At 43.4% G+C, this 16,460-nt stretch carries 13 protein-coding genes; 6 read left to right on the top strand and 7 right to left on the bottom strand.

All coding sequences use genetic code 11. The annotated features are described in order from the left end of the window. The first annotated feature begins 124 nt into the window (after window positions 1-124). Entirely contained in the window at window positions 125-1,045 is a 921-nt protein-coding gene (locus E0H88_RS06070) for a Dyp-type peroxidase (protein WP_131273475.1), read from the top strand. A 193-nt stretch (window positions 1,046-1,238) separates the two neighbouring features. On the opposite strand, the gene E0H88_RS06075 is transcribed toward E0H88_RS06070, so the two are convergent. Genes E0H88_RS06075 through E0H88_RS06090 form a run of 3 tightly spaced genes read right to left on the bottom strand, consistent with a single transcriptional unit; the run spans window position 1,239 to window position 6,053 of the window. After that, complete coding sequence (locus E0H88_RS06075; RefSeq protein WP_131273476.1) at window positions 1,239-1,637, bottom strand: lysozyme inhibitor LprI family protein; 399 nt, start codon at window positions 1,635-1,637, stop codon at window positions 1,239-1,241. Next, window positions 1,621-3,189, bottom strand: a complete 1,569-nt coding sequence (locus tag E0H88_RS16065; protein ID WP_252151997.1) for a DUF8812 domain-containing protein — start codon at window positions 3,187-3,189, stop codon at window positions 1,621-1,623. Before E0H88_RS16065 ends, E0H88_RS06075 begins: the two co-directional genes overlap by 17 nt. Continuing rightward, window positions 3,189-6,053 carry a type VI secretion system Vgr family protein gene (locus E0H88_RS06090; RefSeq protein WP_131273589.1) on the bottom strand — a complete coding sequence of 955 codons (2,865 nt, stop codon included), beginning with the start codon at window positions 6,051-6,053 and terminating at the stop codon, window positions 3,189-3,191. The genes E0H88_RS16065 and E0H88_RS06090 overlap by 1 nt, the downstream gene beginning before the upstream one ends. Before the next feature lie 223 nt (window positions 6,054-6,276). Between E0H88_RS06090 and E0H88_RS06095 the strand changes: the two genes are divergently transcribed. The 4 genes from E0H88_RS06095 to E0H88_RS06110 all read left to right on the top strand — a co-directional run bounded on the left by E0H88_RS06095 (window position 6,277) and on the right by E0H88_RS06110 (window position 12,066). Further along, the gene (locus E0H88_RS06095; RefSeq protein ID WP_131273477.1) at window positions 6,277-7,431 is read left to right on the top strand and encodes a methionine aminotransferase; all 1,155 of its coding nucleotides are present in this window, start codon (window positions 6,277-6,279) and stop codon (window positions 7,429-7,431) included. Window positions 7,432-7,548: 117 nt separating this feature from the next. Next, entirely contained in the window at window positions 7,549-8,916 is a 1,368-nt protein-coding gene (locus E0H88_RS06100) for an MATE family efflux transporter (RefSeq protein WP_092820029.1), read from the top strand. Between the two features lie 162 nt (window positions 8,917-9,078). Further along, on the top strand, window positions 9,079-10,449 hold the full coding sequence (locus E0H88_RS06105) for an LLM class flavin-dependent oxidoreductase (protein WP_131273478.1): 1,371 nt from the start codon (window positions 9,079-9,081) through the stop codon (window positions 10,447-10,449). A gap of 252 nt (window positions 10,450-10,701) precedes the next feature. Continuing rightward, on the top strand, window positions 10,702-12,066 hold the full coding sequence (locus E0H88_RS06110) for an LLM class flavin-dependent oxidoreductase (RefSeq protein WP_131273479.1): 1,365 nt from the start codon (window positions 10,702-10,704) through the stop codon (window positions 12,064-12,066). 111 nt (window positions 12,067-12,177) lie between these two features. On the opposite strand, the gene E0H88_RS06115 is transcribed toward E0H88_RS06110, so the two are convergent. Continuing rightward, complete coding sequence (locus E0H88_RS06115; RefSeq protein ID WP_131273480.1) at window positions 12,178-13,005, bottom strand: ABC transporter ATP-binding protein; 828 nt, start codon at window positions 13,003-13,005, stop codon at window positions 12,178-12,180. Between the two features lie 37 nt (window positions 13,006-13,042). Beyond that, window positions 13,043-13,258: a TOBE domain-containing protein gene (locus E0H88_RS06120; protein WP_086176493.1), complete on the bottom strand. Its 216-nt coding sequence runs from the start codon at window positions 13,256-13,258 to the stop codon at window positions 13,043-13,045. A 229-nt stretch (window positions 13,259-13,487) separates the two neighbouring features. Here E0H88_RS06120 and E0H88_RS06125 point away from each other — a divergent pair, with 229 nt between their 5' ends. Further along, window positions 13,488-14,576 carry a sigma-54 interaction domain-containing protein gene (locus E0H88_RS06125; protein ID WP_131273481.1) on the top strand — a complete coding sequence of 363 codons (1,089 nt, stop codon included), beginning with the start codon at window positions 13,488-13,490 and terminating at the stop codon, window positions 14,574-14,576. A gap of 195 nt (window positions 14,577-14,771) precedes the next feature. On the opposite strand, the gene E0H88_RS06130 is transcribed toward E0H88_RS06125, so the two are convergent. Together E0H88_RS06130 and E0H88_RS06135 are read right to left on the bottom strand one after the other, a co-directional pair. Then, window positions 14,772-15,602: an ABC transporter permease gene (locus E0H88_RS06130; RefSeq protein ID WP_131273482.1), complete on the bottom strand. Its 831-nt coding sequence runs from the start codon at window positions 15,600-15,602 to the stop codon at window positions 14,772-14,774. Window positions 15,603-15,624: 22 nt separating this feature from the next. Further along, entirely contained in the window at window positions 15,625-16,458 is an 834-nt protein-coding gene (locus E0H88_RS06135) for an ABC transporter ATP-binding protein (RefSeq protein ID WP_131273483.1), read from the bottom strand. Between the last annotated feature and the right edge of the window lie 2 nt (window positions 16,459-16,460).

Raw genomic sequence — 16,460 nt, forward strand, 5'->3', positions numbered from 1 at the left:
CTTTTCACCTTTTAAATGCTTGAAAAATTGATCTTCAAAAATAGGCATTGGGCTATTCACCTTGGCAGTGATAAGGCACAATAAAGCTAGCCACGTATTTTATAAAAATTGTTAGGAGCCATGTATGACTGCCCAATCTGTAATTTTACCATTACCTTCAGATCATGCCCGGTTTATTGTTTTACGTTTAAAAGACTTAACGATTGATGAGTTAAAAGAAAAACTTGCAGATTTATTTAGTACCCGTGACCGTTTAATCACGCAGCACCCGAATGCACAAATTAAAACAGGCGTTGCCTTTGGTCCGGAACTTTGGACAAGACTTTATCATCAAACTCCTGCCGGCTTTAAGCAGTTAGAACCCATTCAAGGCGCATTCCAGATGCCTGTTGTTTCAGCAGATCTGCTGATTCATATTGCCAGTGCTCGCGCCGATATCTGCTTTGCCTTAAGTCAGTCCTTTTTTGAAGGCATTCAAGACAAAGTGGAAGTACTGGATGAACGGGTATGTTTCCGTTATTTCGACGGGCGTGACATTACCGGCTTTATCGATGGTACGGAAAATCCGCAATTCCCGGATGACCGTGCCGAAGTCGCTTTACTTGGTGAAGATGCCGGAGTTTTTGCTGATGGTTCATTTGTATTTGCACAGCGCTATGCACACAACCTGGAAAAATGGAAAAAATTAAAAGTCGATGCACAAGAAAATGTGATGGGTCGAACCAAGTTAGAGTCGATTGAACTGGATGATGAGGTGAAGCCGGAAAATGCCCACATTGCCCGGGTTGTGATTGAAGATGATAAAGGCGAAGAAATGGAAATTTTACGTCACTCCCTTCCTTATGGCGAAGGCCGAGGTGACCAAGGCTTGTTCTTTATTGCCTATACCAAAAACTTAAACATTATTGACCATATGCTGGAACATATGTTTGGTACAGCTGGGGATGGCATTCATGACCGCCTGCTTCACTTTGTGACACCAATGGACGGGGCTTATTACTTTGCGCCGAGTGAAGAGTTGCTAGAAGAAGTTTTGGAAGGGTGAATATAATAATTTTTTAAAAAAGCTTCAATTAAGATAAATTTAGTTGAAGCTTTTAATAACATCTCATCAATATTAATAATAAAATTATAAATAATTTATCTTTTTTAATTTACAGTCTCGGAAATTAACTTATATTTTCACCTTGACTTTATCACAATTCCTTTTTAAATTAATTGTTTATCAGCTCTTTTGTCTATTTATAGTTTTTTAAAAATTTCATTCTCTTATGATTTTCTTGAGCATAACAATCAATTAAATAAATGGGTGCTTCTCTCCCACCTTCGGCCTCTTTATATTCAGCTGTACATTTATTTTTTCGGTTTTCCAACCATACTCTTTGACTTATTAATAGTTCTTTTTTCTTAACCTTATTCATTAGTTTAATTTTTTCTTTATAATTTATATTTAAAATTTTATCTGACTCTAAATAATCCCTTGAAACACAATACATTAAATCCTCTTGCATGGGACTTCCTTCTTTACATTTTACTTTTAAGGCATCTTTATACAAAAAATCTTCAGGAATAACTGCATAAGCATTTAAAGAAACCAATAAAATTAAACAAAATAAAAATTTATTTATAACAATCACATTTTAATCCTTTTTCAAAAATTTTTGCTTCATCTTCTCGTCTTGCTTGTAAACCTCTATTTTGTTTTGTTGTCCACAAACGTTTCATACTTCTTAAAGATATGGGAACATTAGTTCCCCTTTTTTTCAAGTCTTCCTGAATTTCTCTCATTTCTTTTCGTCTATTTCCTTTAAGACCTATATATCGATTATATACAAGCGATAAAATAGCACCTTGACAATGAGGATGATATTTTAAAATATCGGGGTAAATTTTTAATGTATCTTCTGCATATCTTTTCTTTACTATCATTACCATATCATAAGCTTTATCTTTACTTATCGTAATATCAGATAGACCACTAACTAAGGCTTGTGCAGATACACCTTTTTTCCCTTGAGCTTTTAGTAAGCGTTGAATCTGATTTGGAGTATAATACAGAGCTAAATCTTTATTAATCTGCTCTGTACTCTGTTGTCCCAAATCATAACCATATCCTAGTATTACCCCACTTCTACCATCTCCACCTTTACTCGGCACATAAGGTTGAGATTCATATTTTTCCCATTTTAAAATTGATTCAAGAGATTCTTTTGAAATAATCATTGTGCCTAAAGATGTTTCAAAAGAATATGTTTGGACAATACATTCAGAAGAACAACCTTTATGGTTAATGCTTTTATTTATGACTGGTTTATGTTGCTGAGTACTTCCATTCGTTAAATCCACATCTAAATGCAACTTAACTGAACTTTCCTTTATTCTTTTTGGTAAATAATTTACCGATTTGAGTGGAGTGCCATCAGGCTTATATACTGTTATCTTCAACCATTTTCCAATATGACCACGAACTAGAATTTTTCCATTTGAAGTGGTGATTATATTTTTTTCTTTACCCTCTAAAGCCAATATTTCAACATTGGTTTTTTCTACAATATATTTATTGTCATTTCTATCTAGCAAAGTGATCGTCGATAAACTCTTAAAATTATCGTAAGGTTCATCTAATTGAATAAGCATTGGCTGTTTAAAACCACTACCAGAATTTACAGATTTTTTTAAAATAAATGTATCACCCGATGTCAGAACTAAAATTTCGATGTCCCGATTTGGAGAAGATTCTATTTCTACAAGTCCTTCTTCATTCGTAGAACGTTCAAAAGACTTTTTCCCTTTAGGACGCGATTGTATAGGAAAGTTGCTCATCACTTTTCCATGATGATCAACCACCTTAAAAAAACTCTTTACGGTTTTCCTCTGAGGAGTTTTTATGTTTTCTTGCCGATATTCTTCAATCGTTTTGGGTAAATAGACTTTTACCGGATGACTGGCAGATGAGCTTACAGATGAATTCATCATTTTAAAAACTGTATATTCTTTAGCATTCGGTGGTTTAGCTAAAATTTCGATTGTTCTATTAGCAGAAGCCTGAAAGATGAAAAAACCCTTTTTATCTGTCTTTTGCTGGTTTTCTCTGTTTGATCCTTGATAACGGGACTTTACATTTAGATTAATAATTCGTTGACCGGATTTATCATAGAATTTAGAAATAATTGTGACCAAACTACTCATTAATCAAAATCCTCTTCTGTGTAAACTTCATCGTCTTCTAAAATTTCCTCTTCTGTTTCTTCTATCAGCTCATCACCATTATCGTTTGATATGTCCTGACTTAAATAAGTATTTAAAGAGTTAAATCCCAAGGCGGTAAATTCTGCTTGTTGTGGCGTATAGAACCTGAATGAACTCATATTTTTATTACTATCTAATTCATTTTTAATACTTTTAATTAATTTCCCCTGTGATTTATCCACGATAAAAATTTCCTTTTCACCCATAGAAGGTCGGTTCCAGATATAATCAATTTGATTGCTATAAGGCGTTTCAAGCATTGGTAAACTTACCTGAGGTGTCGGCACTTTAGCCCCTCCCACAAAACTATGCTGCCCTGCCTTACTTTCAAACTTGCCACCTGTAGTCGTAAAAATACCTTCTGCATTAATCTTTAACTGTGAACCACCCGCTGTCAGTACAATCTCTTTTGGGCTGATAAGCTCAATTTTATCTTCCGTAGAAATCAGCTTAACAACCTTACGGGCTATGACTTCAATGGCATCATCCTGTGCCTGCAGCTCGACTTTGCCTTTCGCAGCATATGCCCTCACCCCCTGCTGCGCTGCAAACAGGCTGATCTTGTCTTGAGCATGGCTAATGAATGATTTTTGCGTTGAGAAATTAATCGCATCTCCGGCAGTTTGGCTGATCTGTCCATCTGCCGAGAGATGTAAATCTTCATGGGTGACACAGGCGATGGAGTTAGGCGCTGCCAGAATCATCAAGGCCTGCTTAAAAACATTTGCTTTAGCTTCATCCCTGTGTTCCATCTGCTCCAGGAAATGCTTTAAATTGTCTAAAACGGTAAGTGCATCCGTTTGCTGATTTTTCGCCACATCACTTAAGCTTTTTGAATGATTGAAACTATTTTCAAGCTGACTTTTAGCCTGATTCACATCCAAATGATGACCTGCCGCGGTATTTTGCTTGTGTGTGGAAATGAGCAAACCATCACCCGCCCGAACAGCGCCCCATTGATCCGTTCTTAGCTCAAAGCCTTCACCACGGCCCTCACTGGTCTCGGCAGCTTTGGGATGGCTGAGATGCCCCAAATTCAGCTGACTTGCGCCATGGCTGCTTTGCAATTGGGTACTGATCTGTCCAGTGGTGTCATCAAAACGTAGCTGGTTAAAACCGTTTCCATCCACCTCTTGCGAGCGAATACCACTGAGCTTTTTGGTGTCCGGTAACTGCCCCTTGCGATCAAACATGCTCTGATGGCGTTCCGCCTCATGAATCCGCCCTACCACAAAAGGCCGGTCCACATCCCCTTCAAAGAAGTCAATCACCACAATTTCACCAATCCGCGGATGAAAACGTGCACCATAACCTTCACCTGCCCACGGGGTCAGCACATCTACCCAGGCTGAATCGGTATCATTGTCATTGCTGCCGGCTCCGCCATCATGTCCATGATCATCATCACGGGTAAACAAAAAGCGGACTTTGATTCTTCCCCATTGATCCACATAAATGCTTTCACCTTCCGGACCGACCACTCTGGCACGTTGCGGATAGGCTACAGGTCGATGATTTAGGGGATGATATTCAGGCAGCACAGCAATATTGCGTCGCACCAGATACAGCTCATTGGCTTGCCGTTCCTCTCCCGACGGTTGCCAACGGCTTAAACTTACCAGGCTATCCACTTGCCGATGGATGTCTTTCGGCAAATTATTCTGGTTGTAAAAAGCCTTGCCTAAAATCAGGAATTCCTTGTCTGAACCTGAATGCCGGTCAATTTCAGGATGATCCAGCAATTCAAACCAGTAACCGACATGGGCATCACGCACGCTACTCTGCGCAGTGAAATATTTGGCCTGCAAGTCCTGGTACTGGCTCAGTTGCCGATTCAGTTTTTCCAGTTGCGGACTGCCTGCAGTGGTGGCCTGATCCGCACCGGTTAAATCCGCTGTCCATGCAGGACTCATGTTCCAGACCTGTTCCAGACTTAAAGTTTCATTGTCTTGCAATTCACTATGTTGATGATGGCTAAGCAGAGAATGACTTTGATCCTGCGATAAGGTATGGGCTTGCCAACGCTGTACCTGCACGGCGGTCGACTGCAAGGACCGTTCGGCAATAAAACCGGTAATGCTGTCAAAAGTCTCCGTGGCATGGCTGCGATGAAAGCGCACCGATCTTCTTTTTAAGGTATTAAACTCATGGTTTTCATCAATTAAACATAATTTTTGCGCCTGAATGCCTGCTGCCGAGCTGGCAACGACATGCTCGGCTTCATCAATCAGCCAATTGATGCCTTCACTACGCCACAGCCGGGTTAAAAATTCATAATCGGTTTCATTGGCCTGCATCATAAAAGGACGCACATCATAGTCTCGGCTCAGACCTTGCATATTTAAACTGAGGCTGGCTGCAAACAGGCGACTTTTGCCTTGCCATTCCTTAAACAGGATTTCACTGATATCGCGCACACTTTTGTTGATAAATACACGACTATTACGGCGCTTGTGCCACAGTGCCGTCGCATCTTCAAGGGTCAGTTTATACAGGGTCAGTGCGCCATCACTTTGACCCTGGCTGGCAGCAGTAATCACGCCCGTCATCCGGGACAACTCGCCGGTATCCGTCACCTGGTCCACAGCCACCTGCCCGCCAATAAATTGTTTGAGCGCAATATGGGCATGCGTCGACAGGCACATCAGTTCAGCTTTTAAGCCCTGATTGATGCGGTGTTGCCCTTCAATGCGTTGAATAAAGACCTGAGCATTCAGCAATTCATTGGAAAACTGGATGTGCAGGGCGCGCTTTTGCAAACTTAAGCCCATACTGTCCATCAGCATGTGAATATTCTTTAACATCATGATTTATTATTGTTATAGGGTTATTTTAATTTGAGACGCATTCTAGAAAATGTTGTTTTTTTAGTCCAGTAGGTTTTTTGTTAATTTTATCCATCAGCGCAATTCTGTTAAATGAATGAAATTAGATAAAAATGTGCAGAGATTAAAGCCATTGCTTTATTCTGCTGCGAGACGCTTGCTGTTACACTGAAAAGCATAAGAATATTGAAGAGCTCGGGTCATGATTGAGATTCATTCCAAACTACCGGCACAGGGTGTCACCATTTTCAGCGTAATGACCGCCATGGCGCATCGCCTGAATGCCTTAAATCTCTCTCAAGGTTTTCCCGACTTTGCCGCGCCACCTGCCCTACTCCAGGCCCTAAGCCAGGCGACAATGGATGGTTTCAACCAATATGCACCCAGTGATGGCTTGATTTTACTGCGTGAACAAGTGGCCCAGCAATTTTTAAAACGCGATCAACTGGTGATTGACCCGATTACTGAAATCACCATTACCCCCGGAGCCACGATTGCCATTTTTGTTGCCATTCAGGCGCTGATCCATGCCGAAGATGAAGTGATTATTTTCGACCCCTGTTATGACAGTTATGGTCCCAGCGTGAAACTGGTGGGGGGTAAGGCCGTTCACATTTCCCTGACAGCCCCACAATTTTCAGTGGACTGGAACCGGGTAAAAGATGCCATCAATGACCGGACCCGGATGATCATTGTGAATACCCCGCACAATCCAAGCGGTGCCATCTGGTCACGTCAGGATTGGTTAACTTTAATTGAACTGATTCGGGATAAAAATATCATTGTCCTATCCGACGAAGTTTATGAACACCTGATTTATGACGGTCAGAAGCATTATTCAGCCTTGTCCTTTCCGGAACTTCGCGACCGCAGCATAGTAATCGGTTCATTTGGTAAAACCTTTCACGTGACCGGCTGGAAAACCGGATATTGCATTGCCTCGCCTGAACTGACGAAAATATTCAGACAAGTGTATCAGTTTGCCAGTTTCTGCGGCGTGACACCGGTACAGATGGCGCTGGCCACGTTTATGCAGCAGCATCCGGAGCATATTGAGGGACTTGCAGAGTTTTATCAGGATAAACGTGACCTGTTTAATTCAGGCCTGCGAAATTCGCGCTTTCATTTTACCCCTTCACAAGGGACATATTTCCAGAACCTGAATTACAGTGCCATCTGCCCCGATCTGGATGATGTCGAGATGTGTAAGTTCTTGGCCGAACAGCATGGCATTGTTGCCATTCCCATATCGGTGTTTTATCAGCAGGCACCGGAAAATTTACGTTTAATCCGCTTCTGTTTTGCCAAAAAAGATGAAACTTTAGAGCAGGCAACCGCCATTTTATCGGCTGTTTAAATGCATCATTTGCAATCAAATTCCGCCTTGATTACCGAAAAACTAAGGCTTGTTTAAGCTAACTCAGGTAGGGTTAGCAATAGAACCAAAAGATATAAAAAAATTACAGGATGTTCCATGCCCCATCATCAACCTCTGGTCAGCCAGCAGAAACTCTGGAAAACATTTTTAGTTTTTCTGTTGCCCTTGATTGCGACCAATATTTTGCAAAACCTGTCAGGAACCATTAATACCATTTTTGTCGGGCAAATGATGGGGGTGAAGGCCATTGCAGCGGTGGCTGTATTCTTTCCGATTTTGTTCTGCCTGCTGGCTTTTGTGATTGGACTTTCCTCAGGAGCAACGGTATTGGTTGGGCAGGCCTGGGGAGCGCAAAATATTGAAAAAGTGCGCTATGTGGTGGGGTCTACCCTCTTTATGACCTTAACTGGCGGCAGTATGATTGCGCTGTTGGGGGTGCTTTTTGCCAAGCATATTTTACTGGCTCTGGGTACAGCGCCTGATGTCATGCACCTGTCGTTGCCTTTTGTACAGTGGATGATGGCTGGTAGCCCCTTATTATTTATTTATATTATTTACACCTCCATTTTACGTGGCGTCGGTGACAGTACCACCCCGCTAATTGCTTCTGGCATGACTATTCTGATTGGTGTGCTCGTTACGCCTGTGCTGATTGCAGGCTATTTTGGCTTTCCGAAAATGGGCATTATTGCTCCGGCAATTGCGACCGCTGTCGGTTATCTGGCGGTACTGGTGTTTTTGGCCATGTATCTGAATAAAAAGGATCATCCGCTCAAGCCTGACCGTCATTTGCTCAGCCATATTCGCCATCACCCAGAACTGAGTAGAATTATTCTGCGTCTGAGTATTCCTACCGGGGTGCAGATGGTGACCACTTCGGTTGCCGGACTGGTCATTGTCGGACTGGTCAACCGTTATGGTTCACATGCAACCGCGGCCTATGGGGCAGTCAATCAGGTGCTGAACTACATTCAATTTCCCGCCCTGTCTATTTCAATTGCCGCTTCCATTTTTGCAGCACAGGCCATTGGTGCAGGAAAGTCGGATCTGCTCAACAAGGTTACGCGTACTGCACTCGGGATGAATATCGTCATTACCGGCGGATTAGTGGCTTTGGCTTATCTGTTCTCCAAATACCTGATGGCGCTGTTTATCACCGACCCGACGGTGGTGGTTCTGGGGCAGCAATTATTGTTTATCGTGCTGTGGTCCATCCTGTTTTTTGGGGCCAGTGCCATTTTTGCTTCCATCATGCGAGCCAGTGGCACCGTGACCCTACCCATGCTGATTAATATCGCCGCGATTCTATTGATTGAAGTGCCCTGTGCCTACCTGTTCAGCCGATGGTGGGGTTTACAAGGGATCTGGTATGCCTATGCTTTGGCTTTCGTCATCTTGTGCATCATGCAAGGGCTGTATTACCAATTTGTGTGGAAGAAAAAGACTGTAACCGCCCTCATTTAAACTGCTTACTGATTCAAAAAGAATTTGCCAGAATGCTTTAGAAATAGGATTAATGCTCTTATCCCATATAGGTGATAAGGATTTAATTTTATCGTATTTTTCAAGCCTGCTGTTCCTTGTTATAAACCTGTGAAAAATGAACGATAATCACAAGGGATCAGCATGGCTAAACGACAAATTAAACTGGGTGCTTTTATTCCAACCACTTCACAGCACGCTGCGGGCTGGCGCCATCCGCAGTCACGTCCACAGCATCATTTAAGCATTGATTATGCGATTGAACTGGCAAAAACTGCCGAGAAAGGTTTGTTTGATGCTTACTTCCTTGCCGATGGTTTGTCGGTGAATTGGAGTCATGGGGCTTCCAAAAGCAAGCAAAGTATTGGCTATAGCGACAAGGTGGTCGGTTTTGAACCGGTGACCTTGTTTGCTGCCATTTCAGCTGTGACAAAACATATCGGTTTTATTGCCACTGCATCGACCACCTATGAAGATCCCTACCTTTTGGCCCGTAAATATGCTTCTTTAGATCATATTTCCAAGGGTCGTGCTGCCTGGAATGTGGTCACCACCATTTCGGCGGATACAGCACGCAACTTCGGCTTAGAAAAACACCCTGACCCAAAAATCCGTTATGAACGCGCGGATGAGTTTATTGAAGTGACACAAAAGCTTTGGGATTCCTGGGAAGATGATGCTTTTCTTTATGATAAAGAAAGCGGTCAATTCTTCGATGCAGACAAAGTGCATGAACCCCTGCATACAGGCAAACATTTCAGCGTGCAAGGTCCACTAAATGTGTCTCGCCCACCACAAGGTTACCCGGTGATTGTGCAAGCCGGTCAGTCGGAAGATGGCCGCGAACTGGCAGCAAAATATGCCGAAGTCATTTTCACCGCACAGCAGACTTTGGAAGACGCCCAAGAGTTCTATCGCGATGTGAAAAGCCGTCTGTTGAAATACAGTCGCCATCCAGATGACTTAAAAATCATGCCGGGCGTATCGGTTTTTGTGGCAAAAACTGAACAGGAAGCCCAGGAAAAATACCAGTTATTAAACAGCCTGATTCACCCGGATGTTGGCTTAGGCTTACTTTCCGGTTTGGCAGGCCATATTGATCTTTCAAAATTTGACCTAGATGCCCCCTTCCCGCAACTGGAAGAAGCCGAGATCAACTTCTCTAGCCGTCAGCAGATGATGATTGATATTGCACGCAAGCATCATTTCAGCATTCGCCAGCTGTATGAATATATTGCCTCGGCACGCGGTCACTGGACCTTGATTGGTACTCCCGAGCAGGTGGTGGATCAGCTGCAAAACTGGTTTGAAAATGAAGCGGCAGATGGCTTCAATGTATTGCCGCCGTCTACCCCTGCCGGCCTGGACGATTTTGTGAATTTGATTGTGCCAGAACTGCAAAGCCGTGGCCTGTTCCGTACCGCATATGAAGGAACTACTTTGCGTGAAAATCTGGGCTTAAAACGTCCTGAAAATCAGTATGTCCTTGCCAGACAGGCAAGCAAAGCATCTTGATTGAGCTGAAACACATGTTCCGCTTGGAGCATGTGTTTTATACCCATAAAAAAATTATGCCTTTTTCATCCTCAGCATATTCAATGCAAATTTTAAGCTGAATACATGACAACACAACAACAGCCAAGCTGTTGATATAACAACAATAAATAAAATAAAAACTATTAAATACATAATTTTTAACACTTATTTTATTGGCACACTCTTTGAATTAGATAAAACCATATCCAACCACATAGAACAGGTTTTCACATGTCAAAACGTCAAATACGCTTAGGGGCTTTTGTACCCGGAACATCACAACATGTTGCCGGCTGGCGCCATCCGCAAGCTCGTCCACAAGACAGCCACAACTTAAACTATTTTATAGAACTGGCCAAAACGGCTGAACGCGGCTTATTTGACGCCTATTTCCTGGCGGATGTTCCAGTGACCGTCGATCCGGAGACCACACCGAACCTGGGTTTAACCGGCGGTTTTTCTGCGGGGCTTGAGCCTGTTTCCCTGTTTTCTGCCCTGGCAGCTGTGACCAAGCATATAGGCTTTATCGCTACAGCATCGACCACTTATGAAGAGCCTTATAACCTGGCACGCAAGTTTGCTTCACTCGATCATTTATCCGAAGGCCGTGCTGCCTGGAATGTGGTCACGACTGCGGGCATCCCTGTGGCTAAAAATTTTGGTTTAAGCGATGCTCCACACCCGAAAGAGCGTTATGAACGTGCCGATGAATTTATCCAGGTGGCACAAAAACTTTGGGATACCTGGGAAGATGATGCCTTTGAATATAATAAAGAAACAGGACAATTCTTTGATGGCAAGAAAATTCACCCACCGCGTTTTAAAGGCAAGCATCTCGCGGTACATGGTGGATTGAATGTGGCACGTCCACCCCAAGGTTATCCCGTGATTGTTCAGGCGGGTCAATCGGAAGATGGTCGTGAACTGGCGGCAAAATTTGCAGAAGTGATATTCACGGCCCAGCAAAAACTTGAAGATGCCCAAGCGTTCTACCATGATGTGAAAGGCCGTTTGGCCAAATATGGCCGTCATGCGGACGACCTGAAGATTATGCCGGGCGTATCTATCTTTGTCGGCAAAACCGAGGAAGAAGCGCGGGCCAAATATGATGAGCTGAACAGCTATATTCATCCGGCTTTGGGGCTGTCTTTAATCCAGCAACTGGGTGGTTTTACCGAAGACCTGTCACAGTTTGACCTGGATCAGCCATTACCTGAACATATTGGACAAATAGAGAATGGGGCTAGCCGCAACCAGCTGATTCTGGAGATTGCACGTAAAAATAATTTTACCATTCGCCAGCTTTATCAATGGGTGGCAAGTGCACGGGGTCACTGGACCATTATTGGCACCCCAGAGCAAGTGGTCGATGAATTACAGGCCTGGTTTGAAAATGAAGCAGCGGATGGCTTTAACATTTTGCCGCCAACCACGCCAGCCAGCCTGGATGACTTTGTGGATTTGGTGGTCCCCGAACTGCAACGCCGCAGCCTGTTCCGTACCGAGTATGAAGGCAAAACCTTACGTGAAAACTTAGGTTTGAAACGCCCTGAAAACCAGTATGTGCTGGCAGTTCAGCAGGTGAAAGCCTCTTAATTTCAACAGTTGAATATCCCTCATTCATGAGGGATTTTTTATGTCTGATCCTTTTCAATCGACATAAAAAAACCCACTTTACGCAGGCTTTTGGATCACGCGGAAAAAAGATTACCAGGCAAATTGATAATCAGAAAATTTCGCTGCCGGTTTATTGCGGTGTAACTGGTCTTTTAACGGATCGCTAAAATCCGTCAAAATGTCATTTTTAATATTATGCAAACGGACATCTTCACGTTTACGCGGATGGGCAACAGGAACATCAACAATACGTTTAATCCGGCCCGGATGAGGTTGCATCACCACCACGCGATCCCCTAAAAATACCGCTTCTTCTACGTCATGGGTCACAATCACCATGGTGATTTTTTCTGCCTGCCAAATCCGCTGTAATTCGTACTGCAGGTTCTGACGGGTCAAGGCATCCAGTGCGCCAAAAGGCTCATCCAGAAATAAAATTTCCGGCCGGTTCACCAGACTGCGGGCAATCGCCACACGCTGGTTCATGCCACCTGAAAGCTGGGATGGATAGGCATTGGCAAAACTGGTCAGATTGACCAATTGTAAATGTTCATCAATCAGCTTGTCTTCTTCAGCCCGTGTCAGCTTACTCTGATGCAGTGCAATACGCACATTTTCACGCACGCTTAGCCAGGGAAAAAGGCGGTGGTCCTGAAACACGATCCCGCGTTGTAAACTGGTGCCAAAAATCTTTTTGCCATCCACCAGAATCTGCCCTTGATAGCTGTTTTCCAGCCCCACCAATAGGCGTAACAGTGTGGATTTACCACAGCCACTGCTGCCGACAATACTGATGAACTCACCCGGCTGAATATCCAGATTGATATCCTCCAGCACGGTTAAAGCGTCATTATTTTGCGTGGGATAGGTTTTTCTGAGCTGCTGAATAGATACATGGCCGGTTGCTTGCTGTGTCATCTCTCAATTCTCCTGTAAAGCTTGAGGCAATGGCGAATTAAAGCTTCGCCAGGGACACTTCCGTCGACTTGATCAACACCACCACTTCAGAACCGACTTTAAGGTCTAGGTCCTTGACTGAACGGGTACTGATAATTGAAGTGAACAGACCGGCTTTGGTTTCCACATTTATTTCTGAAACCACGTCACCTTCTAATACTTCTTGAATAATGCCTTTAAACTGGTTACGTACATTTACTGAAGTAATTGCCATTTTATTTATGCCTTTTGTTATTTAGAGATCTCTAATATAAAACAGATTATTGATTTGCTTTATCTTGATTTATCCTTTAGTTATCCCTATTTTTTTTATCTTTTTAAAAGATAAATAATCCCAGCTTTAATTTATATCTGAAAGCGATAATCAAATACCGATATATTATTTATCATTCCATTTTAAATATTTCATGATGATCAACATTTTCAACAAGTATAAGAATCTCATGTCTATTTTAACCCACCCCAATGTACCCTCTGCCCTGAAGCATAAGCGTGCAACGGCGACGGTATTTGAAGACCCTTTATCACAGGCGCTGCTTGCCCGTATTGAACAGATTGCGCCAAGTGAAGCCAATGCGTTGATTATTGGCGACACCGGTACAGGCAAAGAACTGGTCGCCCGGCAAATCCATCAGCTCAGCCATCGCGCCAAAGGCCCGTTTGTGGCGGTGAACTGTGGCGCTTTCACAGAATCACTGGTGGAAAGTGAACTTTTTGGACACGAAAAAGGCGCTTTTACCGGTGCCATCCATACCCGCGTGGGCTGGTTTGAAGCGGCGCATAATGGCACCCTGTTTCTGGATGAAATTGGCGATTTATCGCTGTCGATGCAGGTTAAATTATTACGGGTGTTACAGGAACGCGAGATTGTGCGCATCGGTTCACTCAAGCCGATTCCGATCAATGTGCGCATTATTGCCGCGACCAATGTCGATCTGGAAAAAGCCGTGCAGGACGGACGTTTCAGGGAGGATTTATTCTATCGCCTGCATGTGGCCTTACTCAAAATTCCAAGGCTTTCAGAGCGTCGCGATGACATTCTGCCGCTGGCAAAACACTTTATTCAGGTCTACCAGACCGACCCGCATGCGACCCCGTTGCGCCTCAGCCAACTGGCGCTTAAGAAACTGACTTTGCACCCTTGGCCCGGCAATATCCGCGAGCTGGAAAACACCATTCACCATGCCGTTTTAGTCAGTAAAAATGGCGTGATTGAACCGGAAGATATTACGTTTTCCAGTATCCAGTCGGCTGCCCAGAAAGCTGAACCTTTTAGCTTTGCTTCAATTTCTGCGGTAAATGGAACGATTCAGGATCTTCAGGATGCAGGACAACTTTTGGAACAGACATTTCAAAGTATTTTTCAGTCTTCGGAACAGTTTAAGCAGACCAATATCAATGAGCTGATAGAAGAAAAATTTATTCGCAGTGCCTATGAGTATTGTCAGTACAACCAGGTACATACTGCAAAATTATTAGGCGTGACCCGTAATGTCATTCGCACCCGGTTAATTAAATATGGTTTATTATAAATATCCACTCATTTATTTTATTCCGCTTTTATTTTGCTATTTAAATTTTAACCAGTTAATAAAAAACCTCGATTTATTTATCGAGGTTTTTTATTAGACTTCTTTTATAAATTGCCTTTATTTACCCCTAGTGAGAAAATTAAAGAGGGTGTGAAAAATTATGAAAGAAGGTCATTTTAATGCTTTTTATTTCTATTATTCTACGGGATTACGTTTCCAGGCGGTAAAGTATTTTTCCAGACCAATTAAAATATAGTTAAACGATAGACCGACCAGAGTAATCACCAAAATACCGACAAACATTTGCGGAATTTCAAAACTGAACTGTGAATACATAATCAGATAGCCCAAACCCGCTTTGGCCCCGAACATTTCCACTGCCACCAAAGCCAGGATCGAGATCGCACCTGCCAGCCGGATGCCGACAAAAATCGTAGGAACAGAAGCAGGTAAAATCACTTTACGGAACAGTTGATGCGGTTTTAAACCCATGGTCCGTGCAGATTTAATTAACAGTGGGTCAACTGTTTGCACACCGGTAATGGTGTTTAAGAGAATCGGCCAGGTGCAGGCATAAACCAGTAAGCTGATTTTGGATGCCTCACCAATACCCAGAAACAGGATAAATAAAGGCATTAAAGCCAAGGCTGTAGTATTACGGAACAGTTCTAGTAATGGATTGAGGGTTTCTGCCACCAGTTTATACCAGCCAATCACCAAACCCAGTGGAATGGCAATGGCTAAGGCCAGAGCAAAACCAATGATTGAACGCTGAATACTGGCAAAGAAATGCGTGCCCAATTGACCGTTTTGATAGAGCTGCCAGGCCGTTTCCAACACAGTGGATAATGGCGGTAAAAATGCCGGGCTGACCACACCTGTTCGGGGTAATATTTCCCAAAGCAATAAAAATAATAGGATGGCGATACTGCGCTTAAAAATGGTGTTCAGCCAGCTGAGTTCCAGACGTGGTTTTGACGGGCTATAGGTCGGGCTATGTGAAATAGCCTGTTGAGTCGATGACATGATGAATATTCCTCAATTTTATTTATGCGTGAGCAAGCTGTTTATCTTTTTCGAGTGCTTGCGCCTTAATCACTTCTTCGCTTAAAAGCGACCAGATTTGATGACGAATTTTGCCGTATTCAGCCGTTGAACGGATGTCCTCATCTTTGGCTTTCAGGCTGGCTGGAATGTCGATGATCTCCTTAATCCGTCCCGGTCGAGAAGTCATAATCGCCACGCGCTGGCTCAGGAAAATCGCTTCATCGATACTGTGGGTGATGAAAACGATGGTTTTTTTAGACGATTGCCAAATCTTGATCAGCTCTTCCTGCAAGGTTTCACGGGTTTGTGCATCCAGTGCGGCGAAAGGCTCATCCATCAGTAGAATTTCAGGCTCATAAGCCAGACTGCGTGCAATCGCGACACGCTGCTTCATTCCACCGGAAAGTTCATTGGGATAATGTTTTTCAAAACCTGAAAGCCCCACCAGTTGTAGATAATACTGGGCTTTTTCACGGCGGGTTTTCTTGTCGACACCTTTGGCTTCCAGGCCAAATTCAATATTTTCCAGAGCGGTCAGCCAGGGATATAAGGCATATTGCTGGAACACGATGCCGCGGTCCAGACCCGGTTGGGTAATCTGTTTACCACTGAGCAGAATCTGCCCCGAAGAGGGCTTGGTCAGCCCGGCAATCAGGTCCAGCAAGGTCGATTTACCGCAGCCACTTGGCCCCACAATCGAGACAAATTCACCTTGCTGAATATCCAGCGTGACATTTTCCACTGCCACAAATTCCGGTTTGTAATTCTTGCTGTTGGGATGGTTCTGTGCAGGAAAAACTTTCCGCACATGATCTAGATTTAAAGCACTGCTCATGA

It is taken from the genome of Acinetobacter sp. ANC 4216, assembly GCF_004331195.1.
Classification (GTDB): Bacteria; Pseudomonadota; Gammaproteobacteria; order Pseudomonadales; family Moraxellaceae; genus Acinetobacter; species Acinetobacter kookii.